13 protein-coding genes and 2 pseudogenes are annotated in these 19,835 nt (G+C 69.8%); 11 read left to right on the top strand and 4 right to left on the bottom strand.

The features are described from left to right. Positions 1 to 241 precede the first annotated feature (241 nt). Entirely contained in the window at positions 242 to 652 is a 411-nt protein-coding gene (locus MicB006_RS28095) for a hypothetical protein (protein ID WP_116510127.1), read from the bottom strand. On the opposite strand from MicB006_RS28095, the gene MicB006_RS28090 reads away from it, so the two are divergent. The 6 genes and pseudogenes from MicB006_RS28090 to MicB006_RS28065 all read left to right on the top strand — a co-directional run bounded on the left by MicB006_RS28090 (position 651) and on the right by MicB006_RS28065 (position 6,632). After that, a complete protein-coding gene (locus MicB006_RS28090) occupies positions 651 to 1,031 on the top strand; it encodes a hypothetical protein (protein ID WP_225980538.1) in 381 nt (126 codons plus the stop codon). The two genes, MicB006_RS28095 and MicB006_RS28090, sit on opposite strands and share 2 nt — an antisense overlap. A gap of 76 nt (positions 1,032 to 1,107) precedes the next feature. Beyond that, positions 1,108 to 1,290 (top strand): annotated as a pseudogene (locus tag MicB006_RS28085) (GNAT family N-acetyltransferase); the annotation flags it as partial. 1,097 nt (positions 1,291 to 2,387) lie between these two features. Then, a complete protein-coding gene (locus tag MicB006_RS28080) occupies positions 2,388 to 3,092 on the top strand; it encodes a tryptophan 2,3-dioxygenase family protein (protein ID WP_116510125.1) in 705 nt (234 codons plus the stop codon). Between the two features lie 58 nt (positions 3,093 to 3,150). Next, positions 3,151 to 4,425 carry a tryptophan 2,3-dioxygenase family protein gene (locus tag MicB006_RS28075; RefSeq protein WP_370013379.1) on the top strand — a complete coding sequence of 425 codons (1,275 nt, stop codon included), beginning with the start codon at positions 3,151 to 3,153 and terminating at the stop codon, positions 4,423 to 4,425. Next, positions 4,426 to 5,604 carry an aminotransferase class V-fold PLP-dependent enzyme gene (locus MicB006_RS28070; RefSeq protein ID WP_116510121.1) on the top strand — a complete coding sequence of 393 codons (1,179 nt, stop codon included), beginning with the start codon at positions 4,426 to 4,428 and terminating at the stop codon, positions 5,602 to 5,604. Then, positions 5,601 to 6,632: a methyltransferase gene (locus MicB006_RS28065; protein WP_116510119.1), complete on the top strand. Its 1,032-nt coding sequence runs from the start codon at positions 5,601 to 5,603 to the stop codon at positions 6,630 to 6,632. The genes MicB006_RS28070 and MicB006_RS28065 overlap by 4 nt, the downstream gene beginning before the upstream one ends. Before the next feature lie 214 nt (positions 6,633 to 6,846). Here the strand turns inward: MicB006_RS28065 and MicB006_RS28060 are convergent, their stop codons facing one another. Further along, complete coding sequence (locus MicB006_RS28060; RefSeq protein WP_047890634.1) at positions 6,847 to 7,377, bottom strand: hypothetical protein; 531 nt, start codon at positions 7,375 to 7,377, stop codon at positions 6,847 to 6,849. Between the two features lie 356 nt (positions 7,378 to 7,733). Between MicB006_RS28060 and MicB006_RS28055 the strand changes: the two are divergent. Both MicB006_RS28055 and MicB006_RS28050 read left to right on the top strand, forming a co-directional pair. Next, positions 7,734 to 9,261, top strand: a pseudogene (locus tag MicB006_RS28055) (ricin-type beta-trefoil lectin domain protein). 318 nt (positions 9,262 to 9,579) lie between these two features. Next, positions 9,580 to 9,930 (top strand): hypothetical protein, encoded by a 351-nt coding sequence (locus tag MicB006_RS28050; protein ID WP_116510118.1) that lies wholly within the window; start codon positions 9,580 to 9,582, stop codon positions 9,928 to 9,930. Between the two features lie 324 nt (positions 9,931 to 10,254). Here MicB006_RS28050 and MicB006_RS28045 read toward each other — a convergent pair whose 3' ends face one another. Both MicB006_RS28045 and MicB006_RS28040 read right to left on the bottom strand, forming a co-directional pair. Then, complete coding sequence (locus MicB006_RS28045; protein ID WP_225980537.1) at positions 10,255 to 11,322, bottom strand: glycoside hydrolase family 43 protein; 1,068 nt, start codon at positions 11,320 to 11,322, stop codon at positions 10,255 to 10,257. A gap of 218 nt (positions 11,323 to 11,540) precedes the next feature. Beyond that, the gene (locus tag MicB006_RS28040; RefSeq protein ID WP_116510115.1) at positions 11,541 to 12,770 is read right to left on the bottom strand and encodes a serine protease; all 1,230 of its coding nucleotides are present in this window, start codon (positions 12,768 to 12,770) and stop codon (positions 11,541 to 11,543) included. 668 nt (positions 12,771 to 13,438) lie between these two features. Here MicB006_RS28040 and MicB006_RS28035 point away from each other — a divergent pair. From MicB006_RS28035 to MicB006_RS28025, 3 genes are all read left to right on the top strand, one after another. Beyond that, on the top strand, positions 13,439 to 14,311 hold the full coding sequence (locus MicB006_RS28035) for an IS5 family transposase (protein WP_116510114.1): 873 nt from the start codon (positions 13,439 to 13,441) through the stop codon (positions 14,309 to 14,311). A gap of 207 nt (positions 14,312 to 14,518) precedes the next feature. After that, entirely contained in the window at positions 14,519 to 15,604 is a 1,086-nt protein-coding gene (locus MicB006_RS28030; protein WP_116511900.1) for an IS110 family transposase, read from the top strand. Positions 15,605 to 15,948: 344 nt separating this feature from the next. Then, positions 15,949 to 19,812 (top strand): CHAT domain-containing protein, encoded by a 3,864-nt coding sequence (locus MicB006_RS28025; protein WP_152037902.1) that lies wholly within the window; start codon positions 15,949 to 15,951, stop codon positions 19,810 to 19,812. The last annotated feature ends 23 nt before the right edge of the window (positions 19,813 to 19,835 follow it).

Here is a 19,835-nt window from a genome sequence, read left to right as displayed (position 1 = left end):
CGGCCGGATTCGAACCGACGACCCCTTGTAACGGAAAGTAGCCGAAACGGGCTTGTCACTACTTGCCTGAAGTGGTCGCTGAGCTGCAAGGACGTCACTGAGCCGTCACCGACTCTTGTCACTCTTCGCCGATATTTGGCTTGGGTTTTCGGGGGGTAAACGGGGGCAAGGTTGAACGTCGTAACGGGGGCACGGTTGAACGTCGTCACGTCTGGCCGTCTATCAATCGGTCCTGCCAGCTTCATAGGTCGTGTACCGACCGGACTTGCGGCAGCCCGTCCTTGGTCAACACGATCGTCACCGGGACCTCACGCGGTGGTGGTCTTTCGGTGGTATCCCGCAAGCTGCGGTGCGCGGGACAGTCGCACGATGGCTGCAGCGGGTCAGGGCACCCGACGAGGGCAGACATCAGCCGCTGGACCCCGTCGTCGTCGACCGGCCACGACCAGTCCATGTCCCACGGCTCCTCCCACGGCGGGTGGAAGCAATCGTGATCAAAGCGCACCAGAAGTCCAGCACCACACTCCGGGCAGGCCACCACGCTGCTCCAGCGATAGTTGCCCTCGTGCCCCGAGGCACCGTGCGGAACGCCCCAACTGCTGATGAGCACCACCGTGCGCTGATCCGCCCGGCACACGACGCAGATGCCCATGGCCGCACCTCCCCTGCCGTACCCCCGTAACCACACCGTAGAGATCGACGACAACCCACGGGACGGGGCAGAGGAGGCGAGCGCTGCGAGGGTCGAGATGAGGTGGGCTCGCTACCGTGACGAGGTGATTCCGAGTTGTCCCGACTGCCACGCCGCGGACGTCCCTCTGCTCTTCGGCCTCCCGGCGCCGGAAGCCAGGAAGGCCGCAGCCGCAGGCGAGCTTGCGCTCGGCGGATGCTTCATCCCCGAAGAACCGGTACCGAACTGGCAGTGCCCACGGCAACACCGATGGCACGACGCCGATGAGCGGACATGGAACACGCAACTCCTAGCCGCGCTACTCGCACACGGCTACACCGAGCGGGATCACGACGCTTGAGCCGGCAGCGGGAGCAGGCGCCGGCAGCTGCGGTGCTTCGGCAGAGACCGTGCTCCCCACCGATAACGGCCTCTTACTCCCACGGGACGTCGCCGCGCGGCGCATCGTGGTCGAGCCGGACGTGCGCAACGAGGCCGCGCTGCGACGGCTGCGAACCGAGGGCTTCACATTCGCCTCCGAGATCGACATGCCGGACAAGCGGGCACAGCTGGCGTTCCTGACCCGCGAGCGGTTCGAGGCGCATCACCAGCCGGCCTGATCCCGGCGCCCGGGCGACCAGGGCGGGTTTGCCTGGCACCCGGGAAGTCTGGCGAGGCCTATACCGCCCGGCCGGACGACTTATCGGGCCCGGACAGCCAGTCGCCCGGATCCGGGGGTCCGCCATGCAACGTCCACGCCCAGACTTACGGTCGCCCCGACAAGCGCACGTGGTCGAGGGCGTCTTGTTGCGTGAGTGCTGTTCAGCGACCGGACCGGGCGGCGCGCCATGGGCTGCCCGATCCCCGGGGTACAGGAAGCCTTCAGCGACTCGTCGCGGGCGACGGCTCCGGACGTGAAGATCCACGCCGTCGTGGTCGTGCCGTTCTCGGCCGGCAGCCGGCAGCGCCGGGACCGCCGGCGTACAGGTGCCGGTTCTCGGGCTCGAACACGTACGCCCCGATGGCGTGGTCCGGTTCCGCCCCTGAGACCAGGAACGTCAGCGGGCAGGTATGGGCAGCGTGCAGGCGAGCGTCGGTGCCGCCCGGTCCGCGCCGGCGATCAGGGTGACCCGGGTCTTCGGGTGAGCCCGGGCGGGAGACCTCTCGCAGACCGTCGTGGTCCGCTCCGGCTCCCCCCGGCGGCGGGATGTGCCGGCTCGTCGGGCCATGCCGTCGCGGGGGGGCCCACTGATCAGGGTCACGATCACCGCGGCGGCGGCGAGGAGGCGGAGCCGATGTCACCGCCGGAGGCAGCGGTCGGTGCGTGAGGTGTTCACGAATGGCTCCTTGAAGCAGGTGGGCTGGCGGAGTGGCGGTGCGCGGCGGCGTCCGGCACGTCAGCCGCAGGCCCCGGTCCCGGGTCACGACCGCGCTGTCAGGAACGTAGCCGGGATGCTCGCGGTGAGCGCCGAGTGGCCGACCGTTGAGGAGAACACCCAGTACCGGCCGCCGCCCGACCGCCGGGTCCACGGGCGGCCGAATCCCACTTTGCCCGGCCTGACCGTTCCAGGCAGCGGAAGGCGCCCGATTTCCGCCCTCAAATCGGCCCGGACACAGGTATAGCACATTGTCGTTTGTGGTTGCATAATGTCCGCTGCACGCATGGTCGCACCATCGGTTTCCGATGCAGCGACGTCGACCGAAGGGAACCAATTCCGTGAAGCAGGACCACTCACCTGTGCTGCCTGGCGACGGCGCCACGGACTATGCGCGCTACATGCGACTGAACACGCTGCTCGCCCTGCAACGGCGGCCGGACGAGATGATGCACCGCGACGAGTTGCTCTTCCAGGTGGTGCACCAATCCACCGAGTTGTGGCTGAAGCTCGTCGCCGCCGAGTTGGCCGAGGCGGTCACCCGGCTGCGCGTCGGCGAGCTGGCGGTGACCGAGTCGCTGCTAACTCGGGCGACGTTGGGAATCCGGCTGGTCACCGACCAGCTGGAGATGTTCCGGCACCTGTCCCCGGCCGACTTCCAGGCCATGCAACCGGCGCTGGGTAAGGGATCCGGGGCCGAGTCACCCGGATGGCGGCAGGTCCACGCTATGAGCCGGCAGCTCGGCCGGGCGTTCGCCGAGCACCTCGAAGTCCGAGGAATTGAACCGGCCGCACTGGGTCGGCCGGATCCCGCCGACCCCGTCCAGCGGCTCGCCGAGGCGCTCATAGAGTGGGACGAGCGGGTGTCGCTGTGGCGTATGCGGCACTACCGGGTCGCCCTGCGCGTCGGGGGCCACGATCCCGGCGGCGCCGAGGCGACGATGCTCGCCAAGCTCGTCGGGCACCGGTTCTTCCCTGCACTGTGGCGGGCCCGCCTGAAGCCCTCCGACGGATCCGCTAACGAATCACAGACCGACCAACGTTGACAATCCTCGTTCACCAGTAATTGTCAATTCCTCCTCACCCACCTGCGTAGCGACCGAAATGTCGAGGTGCGGTTTCGTGCATGAACTGACGAGTTGGCTGTCCGGCGGCGGTCAGACCTGCCGTTTTCCGTACTCCGCCGTGCTAGCGGAGTTTCACCGGGTCGGTAAACACTTCGTCGAAAAGGAAGTGCTGGCTTTGCTCGACCAGGCCCGTACGCAGCTGACGGTGCCGGCGACCACGCGGGAGCCGCAGGCCCGGCTGCTGGGTGACTTCCTCGACGTCGCACTCGACAAGTGGGACGGCCGGTACGACTACCGCAGCTATCTCGCGCTGCGACTGCTCCGGCTGCCCGGCGGGGACGACGTCGCCGGCCCGTTCGGTGCCCGACGGGACCGGGACCGGCTCCTCGTTCGCCTGGTCGCCGACGTGCTGGCCTTCGAGTTGACCGCCGCCTCCGGTGCCACCGACCTGCTGCCCGAGCGGCGCCCGAGCCGGGACGTGGTGTCCAAGCGCTACCGGCTCGGCGTGCGGGCCGTGTCACCCGCTCTCGCCCGACTGGGCATCGCCGGGATGGTCCCCGGGCGGGAAGCTGTGGCGACCCCGGATGAGCTGCGGGCCGTCGCCGCCGACGCTGATCCCGCCGGCGAGTTGGTCCTGCGGCTGAGCATGCTGCCGGTCCATGTGTCGCACGACGAGTACCTGTTCATCCGGGTGCTCCAGTCGTACGAATGTCTCTTCGCGGGGGTCGCCGAGGAGTTGCGCGCCACCGTCGCCGCCCTGACCGCCGGCCAGGCGGGGCGGGCGGCCGCACGGCTGGTGTACGCCCGACAGCAGCTCACCGCCGCCGGGCCGCTGTTCGCGCTGCTGGCGACGATGCAGCCGGAGGCGTTCCGGACGTTCCGGGAGTACACCGCGGGGGCCAGCGCCATCCAGTCCCGCTCCTACAAGCTCATGGAGTCGCTGTGCCGCACACCCGAGGGGTCGCGGTTGGATTCGGCCGCGTACCACCAGGTCCCGGAGGTGCGCGAGCTGGTGCACGCCGGCCAGCCGTCGATCGACGACGCGTTCCGGGCGGCGGTGCGTGACGGCCTGCTCGCCGCGCCCGACGGCGGGCGGGTCGAGGAGGAGATGCGGTCGTTCGCCGCCGCGGTATTCCAGTGGCGGCGCACGCACTACCGGCTCGCGACCCGGATGCTCGGCCCGCGGGCCGGCACCGGCTACACGGAGGGCACGCCCTATCTAGCCGCCGTCCGATCCATCCCGGTCTTCACCTCCGTCGCCTGCGAGCCCCCGCCCCCCGTCCCCCATCGAGCCGACCAGAGGCAGCCCTGAGTGAGCCCACCGCACCGGAACTCCGACCTCGATACGCCCGAGTGCCTCGACGCCAGCGCGCACGCCGCGCTGCGCGCCGAGTTCCCCCTGCTGAGCACCGGCGTCTACCTGAACAACAACTCGACGGGCGCGGTGCCGCGGGGCGCGGAACAGGTGCTCACCCGCTACTGGCGGACGCTGCGGAACTGGCGGGACGAGGTCTGGCAGGACTGGCACGCCGGCCTCGACCGGTACGCCGACTCCGTCGCCGCGTTCATCGGCGCACCGGCGGGCAGCGTGGTCACCGACGCGAACCTGAGCACGCTGCTCGCCCGGGTAGCGTCCTGTTTCGACTATCGTCCGCCGCGGAACCGGATCGTCACCACCGATCTGGAGTATCCGACGGTGCCGTTCATCTGGAACGCGTTCCGTCGGTACGGCGCCCGGCTCGACGTGGTCGGCTCGGGCGGCCCGCGGTTCGACGAGGACGCCGTCGAGGCACGGATCGACGAACGCACGCTGTTGGTGTGCGTCCCGCACGCCAGCTTCTCCTCGGGGGCCACCGTCGACCTGCCCCGGCTGGTGCAGCGCGCCCACGACGTCGGCGCGCTGGTGGTCGTTGATGCCTTCCAGAGCGTAGGGGTCATGCCGATGGACGTGACGGCGCTTGGCGTCGACGTGGTTCTCGGCGGCGCGCACAAGTGGCTCTGCGGAGTCGGCACTGCCTTCCTCCACGTGCGCCCGGGTCTGGTGCCGCAGCTGGAGCCAGCGGCGACCGGCTGGCAGGCCGGTGACCGGGCGTTCACATTCCAGCCGTCGACAGGCTGGGCCGGTGGGGCCCGACGGTTCGCCGGCGGGACGCCGTTCCCCCTGACCTCGTTGATCTCCCAGGTCGGCCTGGATCTGCTGGCCGGGGTGGGTGCCGGCCCGATTCGGCGGCACTCGCTCGCCTGCACCCAGCGGATCCTGGAGCGGGCCGCGGAGGCTGGCATCGACGTGGTCAGCCCGACCGAGCCGCACCGGCGCGGTGGCGTCGTGTGCCTGGACGTCGCCGACGGCGAGGCGGTCAAGCGGCGGTTGGTCGCTCGCGACATGGTCTGCAGCTGGCGGGGCTACCTGCGGGTCGGCCCGCACGTCTACAACACCCTCGACGAGATCGACACGTTCATGGACGCCCTGGAAGAGGAGCTGAAACGGTGAAGGTCACGCTGTCCTCACGCGCGCTGATGAGTCTGCTCGCCAACGGGCCGAAGGCCATGGACGTGCTGGAGACCGCGCTCGGCACGGGTCTGCTCGACGCCTTGGAGCCCGGGCCGGCGAGCCTCGGTGAGCTGGCCGCCCGTTTCGACGTGCGGCCCCTGCGGCTCTACAAGTTCCTCGACTGCTTGGAAAGCCTCGGTGTCGTTGAGCGCAGCGAGCCAGGTGACGACATCGCGATGGCAACGTACCGTGCGGTACCCGGCCTCCGGGATGCCGTCATGGCGGTCGTCGGCCCCGGTGCTGTCGAACGTGACCGGGACCGTTACCCCTGGCGGTTGCTGCACGGCCGGCTGGCCGAGAGCCTGCGTGGCGAGGTGAGCATGAGCGACGACGACTTCGCCTGGCCCCCGAAGACCGACGAACAGACTGCCGACTTCGAGCGCAGCATGGCCGTCGGTCTCGGTCCGGTGATCGAGACGATGCATCGCAACGCCAGCCGGCTGTGGTCGGACCGGCGCCGTCTGCTGGACATCGGCGGGGGTGACGGCACGCTCGCCGCGCACATCCTCGACGACGTGCCTGGGCTACGGGTCGACGTGTACAACCTGCCGGCCGTGGCTCCGCTGGTGGAGGCGACCCGGAGCCGCACCGGGCATGTCGACAGGCTGGGTTTCGTCGGTGGCGACTTCTTCGCCGAGCCGCTGCCCTCGGGCTACGACGCCATGGCGTTCGTCCGGGTGCTGCACGATTGGCCGAACGACGTCGCCCGCCGGCTGGTCGAGAAGGCGTACGCGGCCCTCGAACCGGGCGGGCTGCTGGTGATCTGCGAGGAGTTCCGCACCCCGGACCGCCTAGCGATGCAGTTCTTCTGGAGCTACTTCCTCATCGGGGTCGACAGTTGCGTCAGTCGGCTGCGGGAGGTGGAGTTCTACACCAGCCTGCTCAAGGAGGTCGGCTTCGACCGGGTGGCCGTGCTGCCCGGCGGCTGGGAGCTGGCCTGCGGGCACAAACCGGTGGCCGAAGCGTGATCCGCCCAGCCGGCGTGACGGTGCGGGCGTGGCCGCACCCGCCGCAAGTCGTCCCGGGCTCACCGTTGCCGGCCGGCGCGCCTGTCCCTGCGGCCGTCACGGCCGATCCGTCCGGCGCATCGGTGCGGAGCTCGGCGTAGCGGGCCGCCCACCGTTTCGCCGTCGGTCAGACACGTCCAAGCGCTGTGCGGCACAAGCGACTCCGGCAATACACCTAGGTGAGCGCGTGCACCAGTGCGGTCGCCGCTCCGGCCAGGAGGGCCACACCCGTGCCGGCACCGACGACGGCGCTGGGGGTGAAGTCGCACCGTCGGGCGACAGGGACGCTGACGAGCGCGACCAGGGTGACGAGCGCGGCCCAGATCGCGAGGGCCGGATACCCCAGAAGCGGCGCTAGGGGGAAGAAGTGCAGGCCGACTATCAGGGCGATCCAAACCGGAACCAGGGAGGTGCGGCCGGCGCGCCGGAGCCAGATCGCGCCGACGGCACAGAGGACCACCTCGATCAGGACGATCACCCCGAAGACCGGCCCCGTCCTCTCGTCCACGGAACTGCCCTTGTCCCAGGTGCGTGCGGTGACGATGCCACCGATGATCGCTGCGACCAGAGACAACACCGAACCGATGCCGAGCCACGGACGCCACGCCTTGGGCGGTGCCTCCTGCGCCCAGCCGAACCAGACGATCCCGAAGACCCCGAAAATCGCGGCGGTGGCCGCGGCGTTGGCCGCGAATTCAGCATCCATCGGCGCAGTCTAGGTGCAGATGACCACCGCTCCGAGCGGTGCCCGCACAGGCGCCACGACGCAATGTCGCCTAGGAAACACGACCTGGACGGCCCGCACCAGTGCGTCACGGTGGACGGCACCCCGGTCGACCATATGGACTCCGGCAACCGCCAGTCCGACCAGACGTGGAGCTTCCGCTGACGTCCGGGTGGCGACCGGCGCTCGTCCCGTCGATCCGCCGAGACGGGCGCGACGGCCGCTCCACTGGGCGCACATCGAGTTTAATCTATTGATAAGGATTCTTTACGGTTTCAGGCTGAGAGCGCTCTCCCGCATCGCCTCCGGTGCGTCACGAACAACCCGGAAGGAGTTCGATGATCAAGACAACTGCGCTGCTCACCGCTGCGATGCTCGGCCTGTCTGTCCCGGCCGTCCCAGCGGCGGCTCACATCGCCCACCATTCCGAAGCACGGCCGGCCGTGGCGGGCCTGCCGCTCGGCATGGCCGCCGCGATGCGCCGCGACCTGCACCTGACCGACGATCAACTCACCGCCCGGCTCGCGGCCGAGGCCGCCGCGGCGTTGGTCGACCGACGGCTGCGCGGGCGCCTCGGCACCGGGTACGCCGGCTCGTGGCTGGAGACGGACGGCCCGCTCACGGTCGCCGTCACCGACGCCTCCGCGGCCGACGCGGTGCGCGCCGAGGGAGCCCGGCCCAGGTTCGTCCCTCGGACGCTCACGAGCCTGACATCGACGCGTACGGCCCTGGACCGGAGGGCCGCCGGTCAACCGCCCGGGGCCGCCGTCCGCGGCTGGTACGTGGACGTCGCCGCCAACCAGGTGGTGGTGCGGGTGGCACCGGGACAGGAACGCACCGGCCGAGCGTTCGTGCGCGGCGCCGGCCTCGCCGACGCGCTCGTTCGCTACGCGCCTGCGCCCGACGCGCCGCGCCCGATGTACGACATCCGCGGCGGCGACCAGTTCGTCATCAACGGCAACGTACTCTGCTCCGTCGGCTTCGCCGTGGTCGGCGGATTCGTCACCGCAGGGCACTGCGGAGCCGCCGGCAGCCCCACCCGCGGCTTCAATAACGCAGCCCAGGGCACCTTCGCCGGCTCGTCGTTCCCGGGCCTGGGTCCGCACCAACGCCGACTGGACGCCGCGGCCGTGGGTGAACAACTACGCCGGCGGCAACGCTCCCGTCGCCGGATCCCGGGACGCGGTGATCGGCAGTTCCGTGTGCCGGTCGGGACGCACGACCGGCTGGCGGTGCGGCGTACTGCTGGGCCGGGAGGAAACGGTCAACTACGCGCAGGGCGCGGTCTACGGGCTCAGCCGCAGCAACGCCTGCGCCGAGGGCGGCGACTCCGGCGGCGCCTGGCTCTCCGGCGACCAGGCCCAGGGAGTCACCTCCGGCGGATCCGGCAACTGCACCACCGGCGGCACCATGTGGTTCCAGCCGGTCAACGAGATCCTCGGTGTCTTCGGACTCAGTCTGGTCACCACCGGCGGGGGCGGCTCCGGCACCCGGATCATCAGCAACTGGAACAACAAGTGCGTCGATGTGCCGAACTCGAACTTCTCCGACGGAGTCCCGCTGCAGGCGTGGAACTGCAACGGCACGGCCGCGCAGGCGTGGACGTTCACCGGCGGCAGCTTGCGCACGCAGAACAACATGTGCATGGATGTCGCCTGGGGCTCCCGGGACAACGGAGCGGTCATCCAGATCGCCACCTGCAGCGGCAACCCGGCCCAGCAGTTCGTGCTGTCCGCCGCCGGCGACCTGGTCAACCCGCCGGCCAACAAGTGCGTCGACATCAAGGACTGGAACGGCAACGACGGTGCGCGGTTGCAACTCTGGGAGTGCGCCGGCACCGCCAACCAGAAGTGGCGCTCCGGCTGATCCGAGGCCTGACACGGCGTCCCGCCCGGGGCGGTCCGAGGTGGGCCGACGGCGGCACGCCGTGTCGCCCCGGGACGTGCCAGCTCAGGTGCGGCCGTCACCGCGCAGTGACCGGTGTCGAACGGTTGCGCCGATCACCCTCGTCGCGGGTGCTGGCGAGCCGGTTCCGCGCTGCGCCCATGGTGACCGACGGCCCCCGGCGGACCGACGAGCCCGCCGAGGCGGACCCGCTACTCCGCCAGTCAGGATGGCCGGACCGAACCCTGGAGGCCACCTCGGTAGGCATGGCGGATCGTTCGCCGGGGAATACTGCCGGGCATGGCCTCGTACTCGGTGGATCAGGCGGCTGTCGTCCGCGCCCGGCGGCTCATCGAAGCACGCCAGTACGTGCTCGACAGTGACTGGGGCGTTGTCCAGCCCCGGGCCACCGACGAGAACGGCTACCTCGACAAGCACTCGTGGCGCGAGTATGGCGAATGGTTCCTCGGCCGTACCGAGGGTGCGAACGAGGAGACGAAGGCCCGGTACGCCTTCGCCTACGGCGACTTCCGCCGCGTCCACCGGTCCGGTCTGGTCGCGTGCGTCTACCGCGCCTCGGAGTGGCGGCACAAAGACGTCGAACTGGCCGCGCACGACCTGCTGCAACTGCTCGACCAGATCGCCGGCTGACCCTGCGCGGGGTGGACCGGACACACGCGCGACGCCAGTTCCGCACGCGGTGGGCCCCGGCACCGGCGCCCGCCCTCGAAGAGGGACGATGGCTCACACGAGCCGGCACACGTGCCCTCGACATCCTCACCGCAGCCGAAACCGACTCGCCGCTGGGCGAGGTGGAGCTTGGCCACGTGGCGGCGGCCTTCCGGCAGGCCATGGCCCGTTCCCTCCTGCCCCAGCAAGCTCCTGTTGCACGCCACCGGGCGGGCCCGGATGCCGACACGCGGGCACGAGTGGCGTCCGCGCTGTCCGCCGCCCGTGCGGTCCCCCTACCGGCCGCTACTCGAAGAACTTCAGGCTCCAGCCGGTGTCGGTGTTCGGGCCGGGGACGTTAGCCCGCCGGTAGGTGGTGTTGCCCCACCAGCAGAACGTGCCGGTGTACCAGAACCGGTTGCTCCAGGTGTAGGGCGTTCCCTTCGGCACCGCGTGGAACATCAGCGGGAATCGCGGCCCGGCCGGTGGGCTCGTGGCGATGTCGCCATGCAGCAGCACGAAGGAGTGATGCCCGGGGCCGTTGACGTAGAGGGTCGGATCCCAGCCGGACATCATGGTGGACCGGTTCGAGCCGAAAAGGCAGCCGTTGGACTTGTACCAGTCCCACACGTACGTCGGGTCGCCTCCGGCCCGCAGCCGCAGGTCCGCGAGACAGTACTGGTCGCTCCAGCTGCCGTTGGCGGAGTAGACGATGTGCAACTGGCCGTTCGGGTCTCGGATCGGCTCCGGCCCCTCGTTGATGAATGGGTTGCCGACCACCCGCTCCCACGGCTCCCGGGGTTGGGAGATGACGTAGCGCGCCCCGACCGGCGTCGTCGGGCTGCTCATCCTGGCGAGGTAGATGTTCTGCTCGACGTTGGTGTCACCGGCCCATCCGGACCAGACGAACCAGCGCTGTCCGTTGAACGTGAACAACGACCCGTCGATCGCCCACTTGTCGTCCGGCAATGCCAGTTTCTGCTCGGCAGTGTACCCACCGTCCGGCGACGTCGAGCTGATCACGAACGTGCGGCGACTGCTGCCCGCGCCCAGCGCGAAGTAGATGTAATAGCGTCCACCGTCGAGGACGATCTCCGGTGCCCAGACGCCGCCGCGGCCCCGGGTGTCCGTCCACACCTGGCGCTGAACCGCCCCGCTCAACTGGTCGGGTGACGAGGCTTGACGAACGGCGATGCCGTCACCGACCGACTGGGTGGAGATGTAGGTGCCGCCGACCCGGATGACACTGGGATCCGCCGCACGGATGCTCTGCGCGGCTTCGGCCGGCGAGTAGACGAACCCCACCTGCCACAAGCCGGCCGCGGCGAGCAGAACGGCGACGAGGAGCTTGCCGAGCATCCGCTGCCGTCTCATGGCATCGTCCGGTTCCCGCTAGAGTCGAGAGGCGGCTGACCTCCCGGCGCGTAAGAGCGCTCTCCCAGACTGACCAATCGACGCTCGTCGTGTCAACCAACGACTCGGATCGGGTGCGGGTGGGGGCAACGGACCGACCGTCGGCCGGCGCGTGGCGACCGCGACGCGCCGGTGGCCCGGCCGCCGGGTGCGGTCGGCGAGCCACCGGCAAGCGCCCGTCAGCCGTTGTCGATCAGACCGGCGATCTCGTTGTAGATCAGGTGTGCCTTCGCCCCCTGGTTGGACGGGCACCCACCGAGGTGGTGCAGGGCGATGACGCGGTGATTGGCGTCGAGTACCGGGGAGCCCGAGTTGCCGCCCGAGGTGTCGCAGCTGTAACTGATGTTCCAGGTGTTGTAGTTCGCGTTGCGCACCGTGCAGACACCACCGTTCTGCGTGTCCTCGTAGATCGACAGTCGCTTCGGGCTGCCATCACCGTGCCCGGGCACGTACATCCGGGTGCCGGTGCTGGTCGCGGTCGTCCTCAGGTAGAGCGTGCCGAACCCCTGGATCGCGGCGAAATTGTTCACCGAGTAGAGCGCGTAGTCCAGTTCACCCGAGCCACCGCTGCTCACTCGGTAGAGGGTCGCACCGCTCACCTTCGTGCCCGGGCCGGGGTTGCTGCCACCGCAGGTGGCGCACTGGTAGTTGAACTGCGCCTCGCTGGCGCTGACCGTTGACTGGGTCGAGAAGCAGTGCTTGTTGGTCAGCATCCGGTTGGTGTTGCCGACCCGCCAGGTGGTGCACAGTCCGCCGCCACCGATGAGCAACCGTGCCACCGCCCGGCCCCGGGCGTACTCGGTGGGGTGTGTGCTCTGGTAGCAGACCACGTCCCGGCGGGCGTCGGTGCTACAGACGGACGTGGTCGAGAAGTTGTGCTGGGCGATCTCGGCCTGGTCGTACCCTCGCCAGAACCGGTCGATGTCGACGACCGCGCGAGCGGGCCGCGCGCTGTGCAGCGTCACCACGGCGGTATCCCCGGTCACGGACATCGCCCAGAAGCCCGGCCCGCCGTCGGTGGTGTAGTCCGAGCCGGTCGTCCGGTCGAGGCTCCGGTCGTACCGGTAGGTCTCCCGGCCATCCGGGCTGGACACCGTGACGTAGTCCCCATCGTTCAGCCGCAGGGCGCTGAAGTGGACCTTGACGTACGTGGCGCCGGGATGCCGGATGAGCTGACGCGCACCCGGCCGGTCGGCGGTGCGGGTGGTGTCGAGTGTGCGCAGTTCACCCACAGTGGTGACGCCTTCGGCGGAGAACTGTGCCGCCTCCGGCGCCCGGACCGACGCCGGAGCAACCGGCCGGGTCGGATTCGCCCCGGAGGCGGACGCGGGCAGCATGCTCACCCCGAGCGCCCACACGCCGAGCACTACCGCCGCGTATCGCGGACCGCGCCGCAACATGTCTCTCATCCGCACTCCTTTCCGAGGAACGGCGAATGCCGTCCCGATGGGCTTCCTCGCACGAACCTTTATAGAAGGGTATCGATTGAGGGCGAGATGCGGTACCGACGGCCGGCCCGGCATCGACCCCGGAGCGCCGCACGGGTCCGTCCGGATGCCGACCGGAACCGGTGGACAACACGTCCGGCAGCGCACCCGCATCCCGTACGTGCTCCGCGGCCCCATCTACTCCGCGGCCCGCGACCGACGCATGCAGGGCCAGTACAACCACGCCTATTACCGCTGCCGCTTCCGCAGGAGTACGCCCTCACCAACCAGGTTCCCGCTCGACACCTGGCTGGCCTCCGGCTTCGCGCGCCACCGCATCGAAAACGATCACCGCGATGGCCGACGCCCAACCCCTCAACCGTCCGCCCACAACGGACACCGCAGCCCAGGCGGTCACCACCGAGTGCGACGCCAAACTGGAGCGCTACCGCGCCGCCATCGGCGCCGGCTGACCTCGAGGTTGCCACACCCCGGATCGCCCAAGCCCACGACGCCGACCCGGCCGACATGTCCGAGGTCTAGGCCGTGTTTCGTAGGGCGTCGTTGTTGGGCGTGGCGGTGGTCGCTAATGGGAGAGGTCTCCGGTAGTTGGTTCAGCGACCAAGCTAGAACTTCACACCGGAGACCTCGTGCCGAGCGTAACGGCAGTGAGGCGACATGACCTGACCGATGTGCAGTGGGCGGCGCTGGAGCCGTTGCTGCCTGCCGGAATGGGTCATGCTCGGCCGCGCAGATGGACCATGAGAATGATCATCGACGGGATCCGGTGGCGGGTCCGGACCGGATCGCCGTGGCGCGATGTGCCTGCGGAGTATCCGCCGTGGCAGACCTTGTATCGATGGTTTCGGCGGTGGCAGCGTGACGGTGTCTGGGCCCGGATTCTCACCTCGTTGCAGGCCCGAGCGGACGAGGCGGGGTTGATTGGCTGGACGGTGAGCGTGGACTCGACCATCAGCCGCGCCCACCAGCACGCTGCGGGAGCCCGCCGCGACGGCCAGGCGCAGAAGGAGCCTGCTGGTGGTGTGCAGGCCGAGCCGGCAGATCATGGGCTCGGCCGATCGAGGGGCGGCTGGACCACCAAAACCCATCTGGCCTGCGAGCAGGGCCGCAAACTGATGGCCCTGGTCGTGACCGCCGGACAGCGCGGCGACAGCCCACAGTTCATCCCCGTGCTGGCCAAGATCCGCATCCGGCGAGCCGGTGGTGGCCGACCACGGACCCGCCCCGACACCGTGTTGGCCGACAAGGCGTACACGTCCAAGGCCAACCGCGCCCACCTGCGATCCCGGGGCATCCGCGCGTGCATCCCGAGCAAGGCCGACCAGGACGCGCACCGCAAGGCCAAAGGATCCCAAGGCGGACGCCCACCCGCCTTCGACCCCGACCTCTACCGCCTACGCCACGCCGTGGAGTGCGGCATCAACCAGCTCAAACAACACCGCGCCATGGCCACCCGCTACGACTGTGAGGATGATCGGGTGCCGCCCGGGGCTCGGGTCTGACCCGCGTTACGACCGGCCTTCGGTGCCTTGAGTTTGATCTGCCGGCTCGGGTCCCGGGTGGTGCTTGCTGCCGCCGGACCGGCGGGACGTGTCCCGATAGGGGCCTTGCCGCTAACAAGGCGCCTTCACAGTCCTGACCGCCCCCTTGCCGGCCCGGCGACGGCCATCCGTTCCCGAGCCATCAGGAGCCGAACAACCGTGACCAGCATGTCCCACCCGCCATTGGCCCAACAGCATGACACCGCCGATGAGGTGATCCTTGGCGTCGACACGCACAAGGACGTCCACGTCGCGGCGGCCGTCAACATCCACGGTGCTCTGCTCGACAGCCGTAGTTTCCCCACCACCGCCGAGGGCTACCAGGCGATGGTGAACTGGGCCCTTGCGCTCGGCCCGATTCGACGAGCCGGGGTGGAGGGCACGCATTCCTACGGCGCGGCGCTGACTCGCCACCTACTAGCCGCAGGAATCAGCGTCATCGAGGTCAACCAGCCGGACAAGGCCCACCGGCGCCGCCGCGGCAAGACCGACGCCATCGACGCCGAAGCAGCAGCTCGAGCAGTCCTGTCGGGCACAGCTACCGCCCTCGCCAAGGCAGGCGACGGCCATGTCGAGCGGATACGGCTGTTCAAGCTGGCCAAAGCCTCGGCCACCAAGTCGCGAGCGCAGGCGATCAACCAGCTCAAAGCCATCCTCGTCGGCGCCGACCCGGCGCTGCGCGACTCGATGACCGGGCTCAGTAACCCCAAGCTCATCCGCCGATGCGCCGACCTGGACCCGGGTCAGCCGGACACACCGGCGGCAGCCGCCGCCTACACCCTGCGCCTGCTGGCTCGCCGGATCATCGAACTCACCCGCGAAGTCGAGGACCTCAACCAGCGGATCACCGAGGCCATCAACGCCCACACGCCCCAACTGCTGCAGCGTTACGGCGTCGGCCCCGACACCGCAGCAGCTCTGCTCCTGGCCGCCGGCGACAACCCGCAACGGCTCACCAGCGAAGCGTCCTTCGCGGCCCTCTGCGGAGTCAGCCCCATCGAAATGTCCTCTGGCAAGACCCAACGACGCCGGCTCAACCGCGGCGGCGACCGCCAAGCCAACTCAGCCCTCTACATGATCGTCATCGCGCGACTCCGCTGGGACCTGCGCACCCGCGCCTACATCGACCGCCGCGTCAGCGAAGGCAAAACCAGACGCGAAGCGATCCGCTGCCTGAAACGCTACGTCGCACGCGAGCTCTACGAACTCATCGCCCGGACACCGCAGCAGACGAGCGTGCCATCGACCGCTTGACATCCATAGGGGCATCAAACTCGCCGTGCGCTACGAAGCCACCCTCACCATCGCCGCCATCAACCAATGGCTCCGCGCCCTACGAAACACGGCCCTAGGCCGGTGTCCGAAGGGCTCGCACAGCCTGTACGGACCTTGTCCGGACCCCGCAACGCCCCTATCCGGAAGGCTGACCCTCAACTGTCCTTGGATCCGGCCCTGGGAGTAGGGATCGACGATAGACAAAGGACGGACCCTCGTGGAGACAGACTCTTGGGTCGTCGCACGGTGCCAGGTCATCGCTCCGGGCGAGCCGGATCGGACCATTGTCTCGATCTTCGAGTGTGGATACGGTGACGCTTCGCATGACGCAGAGTGACCTTGGGAGGGTGACCATCTCGTCCATCTCAGCGGCATCGGCGGCGGAACATGCTCGGCGAGGCATCTGGCGGCTGGAGTCGTACGAGTTCGGTCTAGACGGGGCCGACCTGGGCGCCGCGATCGAGGAACTGACGTTCGCGACCGAGCACGCCGACGACCATCCGCAGCGTTCCTTCTGGTGCTACTGCCGGGCAGTGGCACACGCGTACCGCTTCGACGACGGTGCGGGCGACGAACTGGCAGTAGCGATCGCGTGGGGCGAGCGGGCGTTCACGGACGCGGCGGAGATCGACCGCCCGCCGTTCGCTGTGTTCCTCGGCGAGCTCTACTGGTCACGGTATGCCCAGTACCGCGAAGCTCCCGAGGTGGACCGTCATCTCGACACGCACATCGAGGCCCTCACGGCGATGCAGCTAGACGGTCCGGATCCGCTCGCCACGGCGCAGCTGCGGCTGATGCTCGGGGCGGCGCACGCGGAGCGGTTCCAGCGTTCCGGCGGGAGGTCCGATCTGGACGCTGCTATCACGCTGCTGGAGGCATCGGTCGATGACCTGCCCGCCGACGCCCCCGAGGTGGCCACGGGCGCTCTGCTCCTGTGCTCCTCATACCGGGCACGCAGTGAGCAGGACGAGCGCTTCACCGACTGGGACCTCGCTATCCAGCTGGCCGATCGGACCGCCGCCCGGCTCGAACCGGCCGAGGAGCCGCGGGTGATCAACCTACGCTGGGTGCAGTACCTGTTCCTCTGTCAGCGGCTGGAGCGCGCCGACGACCATCTCGACCGCGACGAGGCGATCCGTTGCCTGCGGCACGCGGTGGAGTTGTCCGCGGAGCCGGACCCCGAGCTCGCGATGGCCCTCGCCGAGCTGCTGGGCGATCGCGGCGAGCTGTACGAGAACGCCGAGGACATGGCGTCCTCGGCAGTATGGGCGGGCGTGGCCGCGAACGCCGGGACCGATCCGAAGGCCAATTGGTACCCCCGGCTGTGGCAGGCGGACTGTTACCTCGCGCTTTGGGCCCAGCGCGGTGACGTCGACGACCTCGCACACCTGCTCGACGCGCTGAGTGGCGCGATCGACGCCGGCCTGCCGGATCCGGACATGCGCCTGACGGCGCACCGCGACCGGCTCAAGGGACGGCACGACCTCGATCAGCGGCGGGTGGCGGCCGGCGAGGTCGGCGAAAGGGAGGCGGCCGCCGCCCGGGTGCCGTTGGTGCTGGCCGCGGACGAGCAGTTGCGCCTCGAGCCCGGCGGCAGGGACGACGTGCGGTCCGATCTGGCCGCCTTGCTCGCCGCGCAGATGGTCGCCCTGGTCGGCGAGGGCGTGTTGGAACCGGACATGGAACGCCTCCGCGAGCTGCTGACAATCGCTCGGCGCCATGCGCCCGACCAGCATCGGCAGCAGCTGTTGTCGATCGTGGAGAGCACCGTCGAGATCCACCGGGCGGACGACGACGGCGGCGGCTATGGCATGAAATCGCTCGCCGAGGCTCTGGAGATGCCGGAGTTCGACACGTCGACGACCAGTGAACTGCGGCAGATGATGTCGGTCGCGAAGTTTGTGCGTGGCTCGCGGACCGGCGACATGCGTGACCTGGACAGTGCCATGAGCGGGCTGTACCACGCCCATCGCGACGCCACCTCCGATCCGGCGCGCAGCCGACATCTGAAGTTGTTCCTGACCTTCACGTCACTCATCCGCGCCGACGCCGGAGACGATCCGATCGCATCGCAGGCCGAACTGGACCGCGCCGACAGGCTGATGACCGTCATCAACACTGATGCCGGCCCTGCCGGCCCGCTGGAGACACTCCTGAGCACCGCGCTCCGGGTGCCGCGCATGATCCGCGACGGAGCCGGTCCCGCCGAGCTGGCCAAGTTCGTCGACTCGCTGCCGTCCGGTGAGAGCATGTCCGGCGGCCTGTCCGGATACCGCGTCGGACAGATGATCCGGTTCGTGAAAGCCACCGCCAGCGTGGTCGCGGCCTACAACCACGGCAAGCCAGCCGAGATGTCGGCCGCCGGGCAGGCCTTCGTCCAGGCGGTGGACGGGGTGAATGCCGGTCGGCCGGTCCGCACGCGCACGCTGAACATCGCCGTGAGCCAGGCGCTCGACCTGCTCGACCGGCACTCCGACCCGGCGGTCGCCGAGGCCGCGCTTCGCTGGGCGGAAGAGAATGTGACCAACTGCGCGCACCCCAGCGACCAGGCCTGGGCGTCGGCGTGGCTGAACCTCGCCCGGATGCTGCGGCGCAGGAGCCATCCCGACGACCTGGTTCGCAGCCGGGCATACGCGCTGTCCGCCCTGCGCGGCCGGACCTGGCAGATCGTCCTCCAACACGATGTCGACTACGGCCTGATCGCGGCCCGGCGACGGGCCGGTGACGTACGGCTCGCGGCCCGGTGGTGCCGCGAGGACGTCGAGATGGCCGAGCCCCTCGCGCGCCAGTCGATCCTCGCCGAACTGGTTCAGGCGCTCGACGCCGGCCGCGGCCTGGTCCTCGGTGTCGCCGCGGCGGCCGGTGCCGTACACGAGGCGCTCGTTGCCGGCGGTGAGGTCGCGCTCGCCGAGCTATGGCTGGCCGGGGAGCGGTTCGACCATCCCCATCCGCAGTTCGACCCGGCAGACCTGCGGCATCGGGTGGTGGAGGCGCTGGCCCGGGACGCCGAGGCGGACCTGTTCGCGCCGGTGACCGCCGACGAGATCCGCGCCGCCCTGGTGACCGCGGACCGGGACGCGCTGGTCTACCTCGTGGCGAGCGACACCACCGCACCCGGCTACGCCGTGGTCGTCGGCGCCAGCGGCGACATCGACCTGCTCCCCCTGCCCGCGCTGCGGATCGACGGCTCCCCGCTTGGCTGGTACCTGCACACCTACCACGGCGTGCAGGTTCTCACCGGCGGCGACGTCGAGGCCTGGCGATGGTCGCTGAGCCAACTGTCGTCGTGGGCGTGGAAGGCCGGGATGGGCACACTCGTCGACCACTGCCGCACCATCGCCCCGGACGACCGGCCCAAGCTGGTTCTGGTCCCGACCGGTGCGCTCGCCGCGGTGCCCTGGCACGCGGCCTGGAGGCTGGTCGACGGGGCCGAGCGCCGCTACGCGATCCAGGACGTGACGATCTCCTACGCCGCGTCCGCCCGGACCTGGAGCGATGCTGTCACTCGGCCCCCGGTGACCCCGCCCGGCGAGGGCCCGGTGCTGATCATCGCCGATCCGACCGGCACCCTACCCAGCGCCGCGGACGAGGCCGGCGGCATCCGCCGCTCGTTCTACCCGGATGCCACCTACCTCGGCCGGCCGGCATCCTCGGCGGCCGGGACCGGTACGCCCGCCGAGGTCCTGGGCTGGCTCGCCGCCGCCGACGCACCGCCCGCCGCAGTCCTGCACGCCGCCTGTCACGGCGTCGTCGAGCCGGACCGACCCAGCCAGTCCCATCTGCGGCTGGACGGCGGCCCGTTGCGCGCCGACGACCTTGTCCGGCTCGCCGTCGCTCATCGCCGGATCGGCACGGTGGTGCTGGCCGCCTGCACCACGAACGTCGCCGGCGACGAGTACGACGAGGCGCTCACTCTCTCCACCGCGTTCCTCATCGCCGGCGCCGACTCGGTCGTCGGATCGCTGTGGGCAGTGCCGAGTGCCAGCACGGCGCTGCTCATGTTCATGTTTCACCACTTCCTGCGCGACACGCCCGGTGATCCGGGCGAGGCCTTGCGCCTGGCGCAACTGTGGATGCTCAATCCGCGACGGCCGGTGCCAGCCGGTGCCGCCGACCTCGCGCGCCAGGTCGACCCGGAGCGGCTCGGCGAGCCGTACCGCTGGGCCGGCTTCGCCCATCTGGGATGAGGCGCCGCTTGGACTCCGTTCCC

This window comes from Micromonospora sp. B006 (assembly GCF_003408515.1).
In the GTDB taxonomy this organism is placed as follows: Bacteria; Actinomycetota; Actinomycetes; order Mycobacteriales; family Micromonosporaceae; genus Micromonospora; species Micromonospora echinospora_A.
This window is presented reverse-complemented; position numbering and strand designations above follow the sequence as displayed.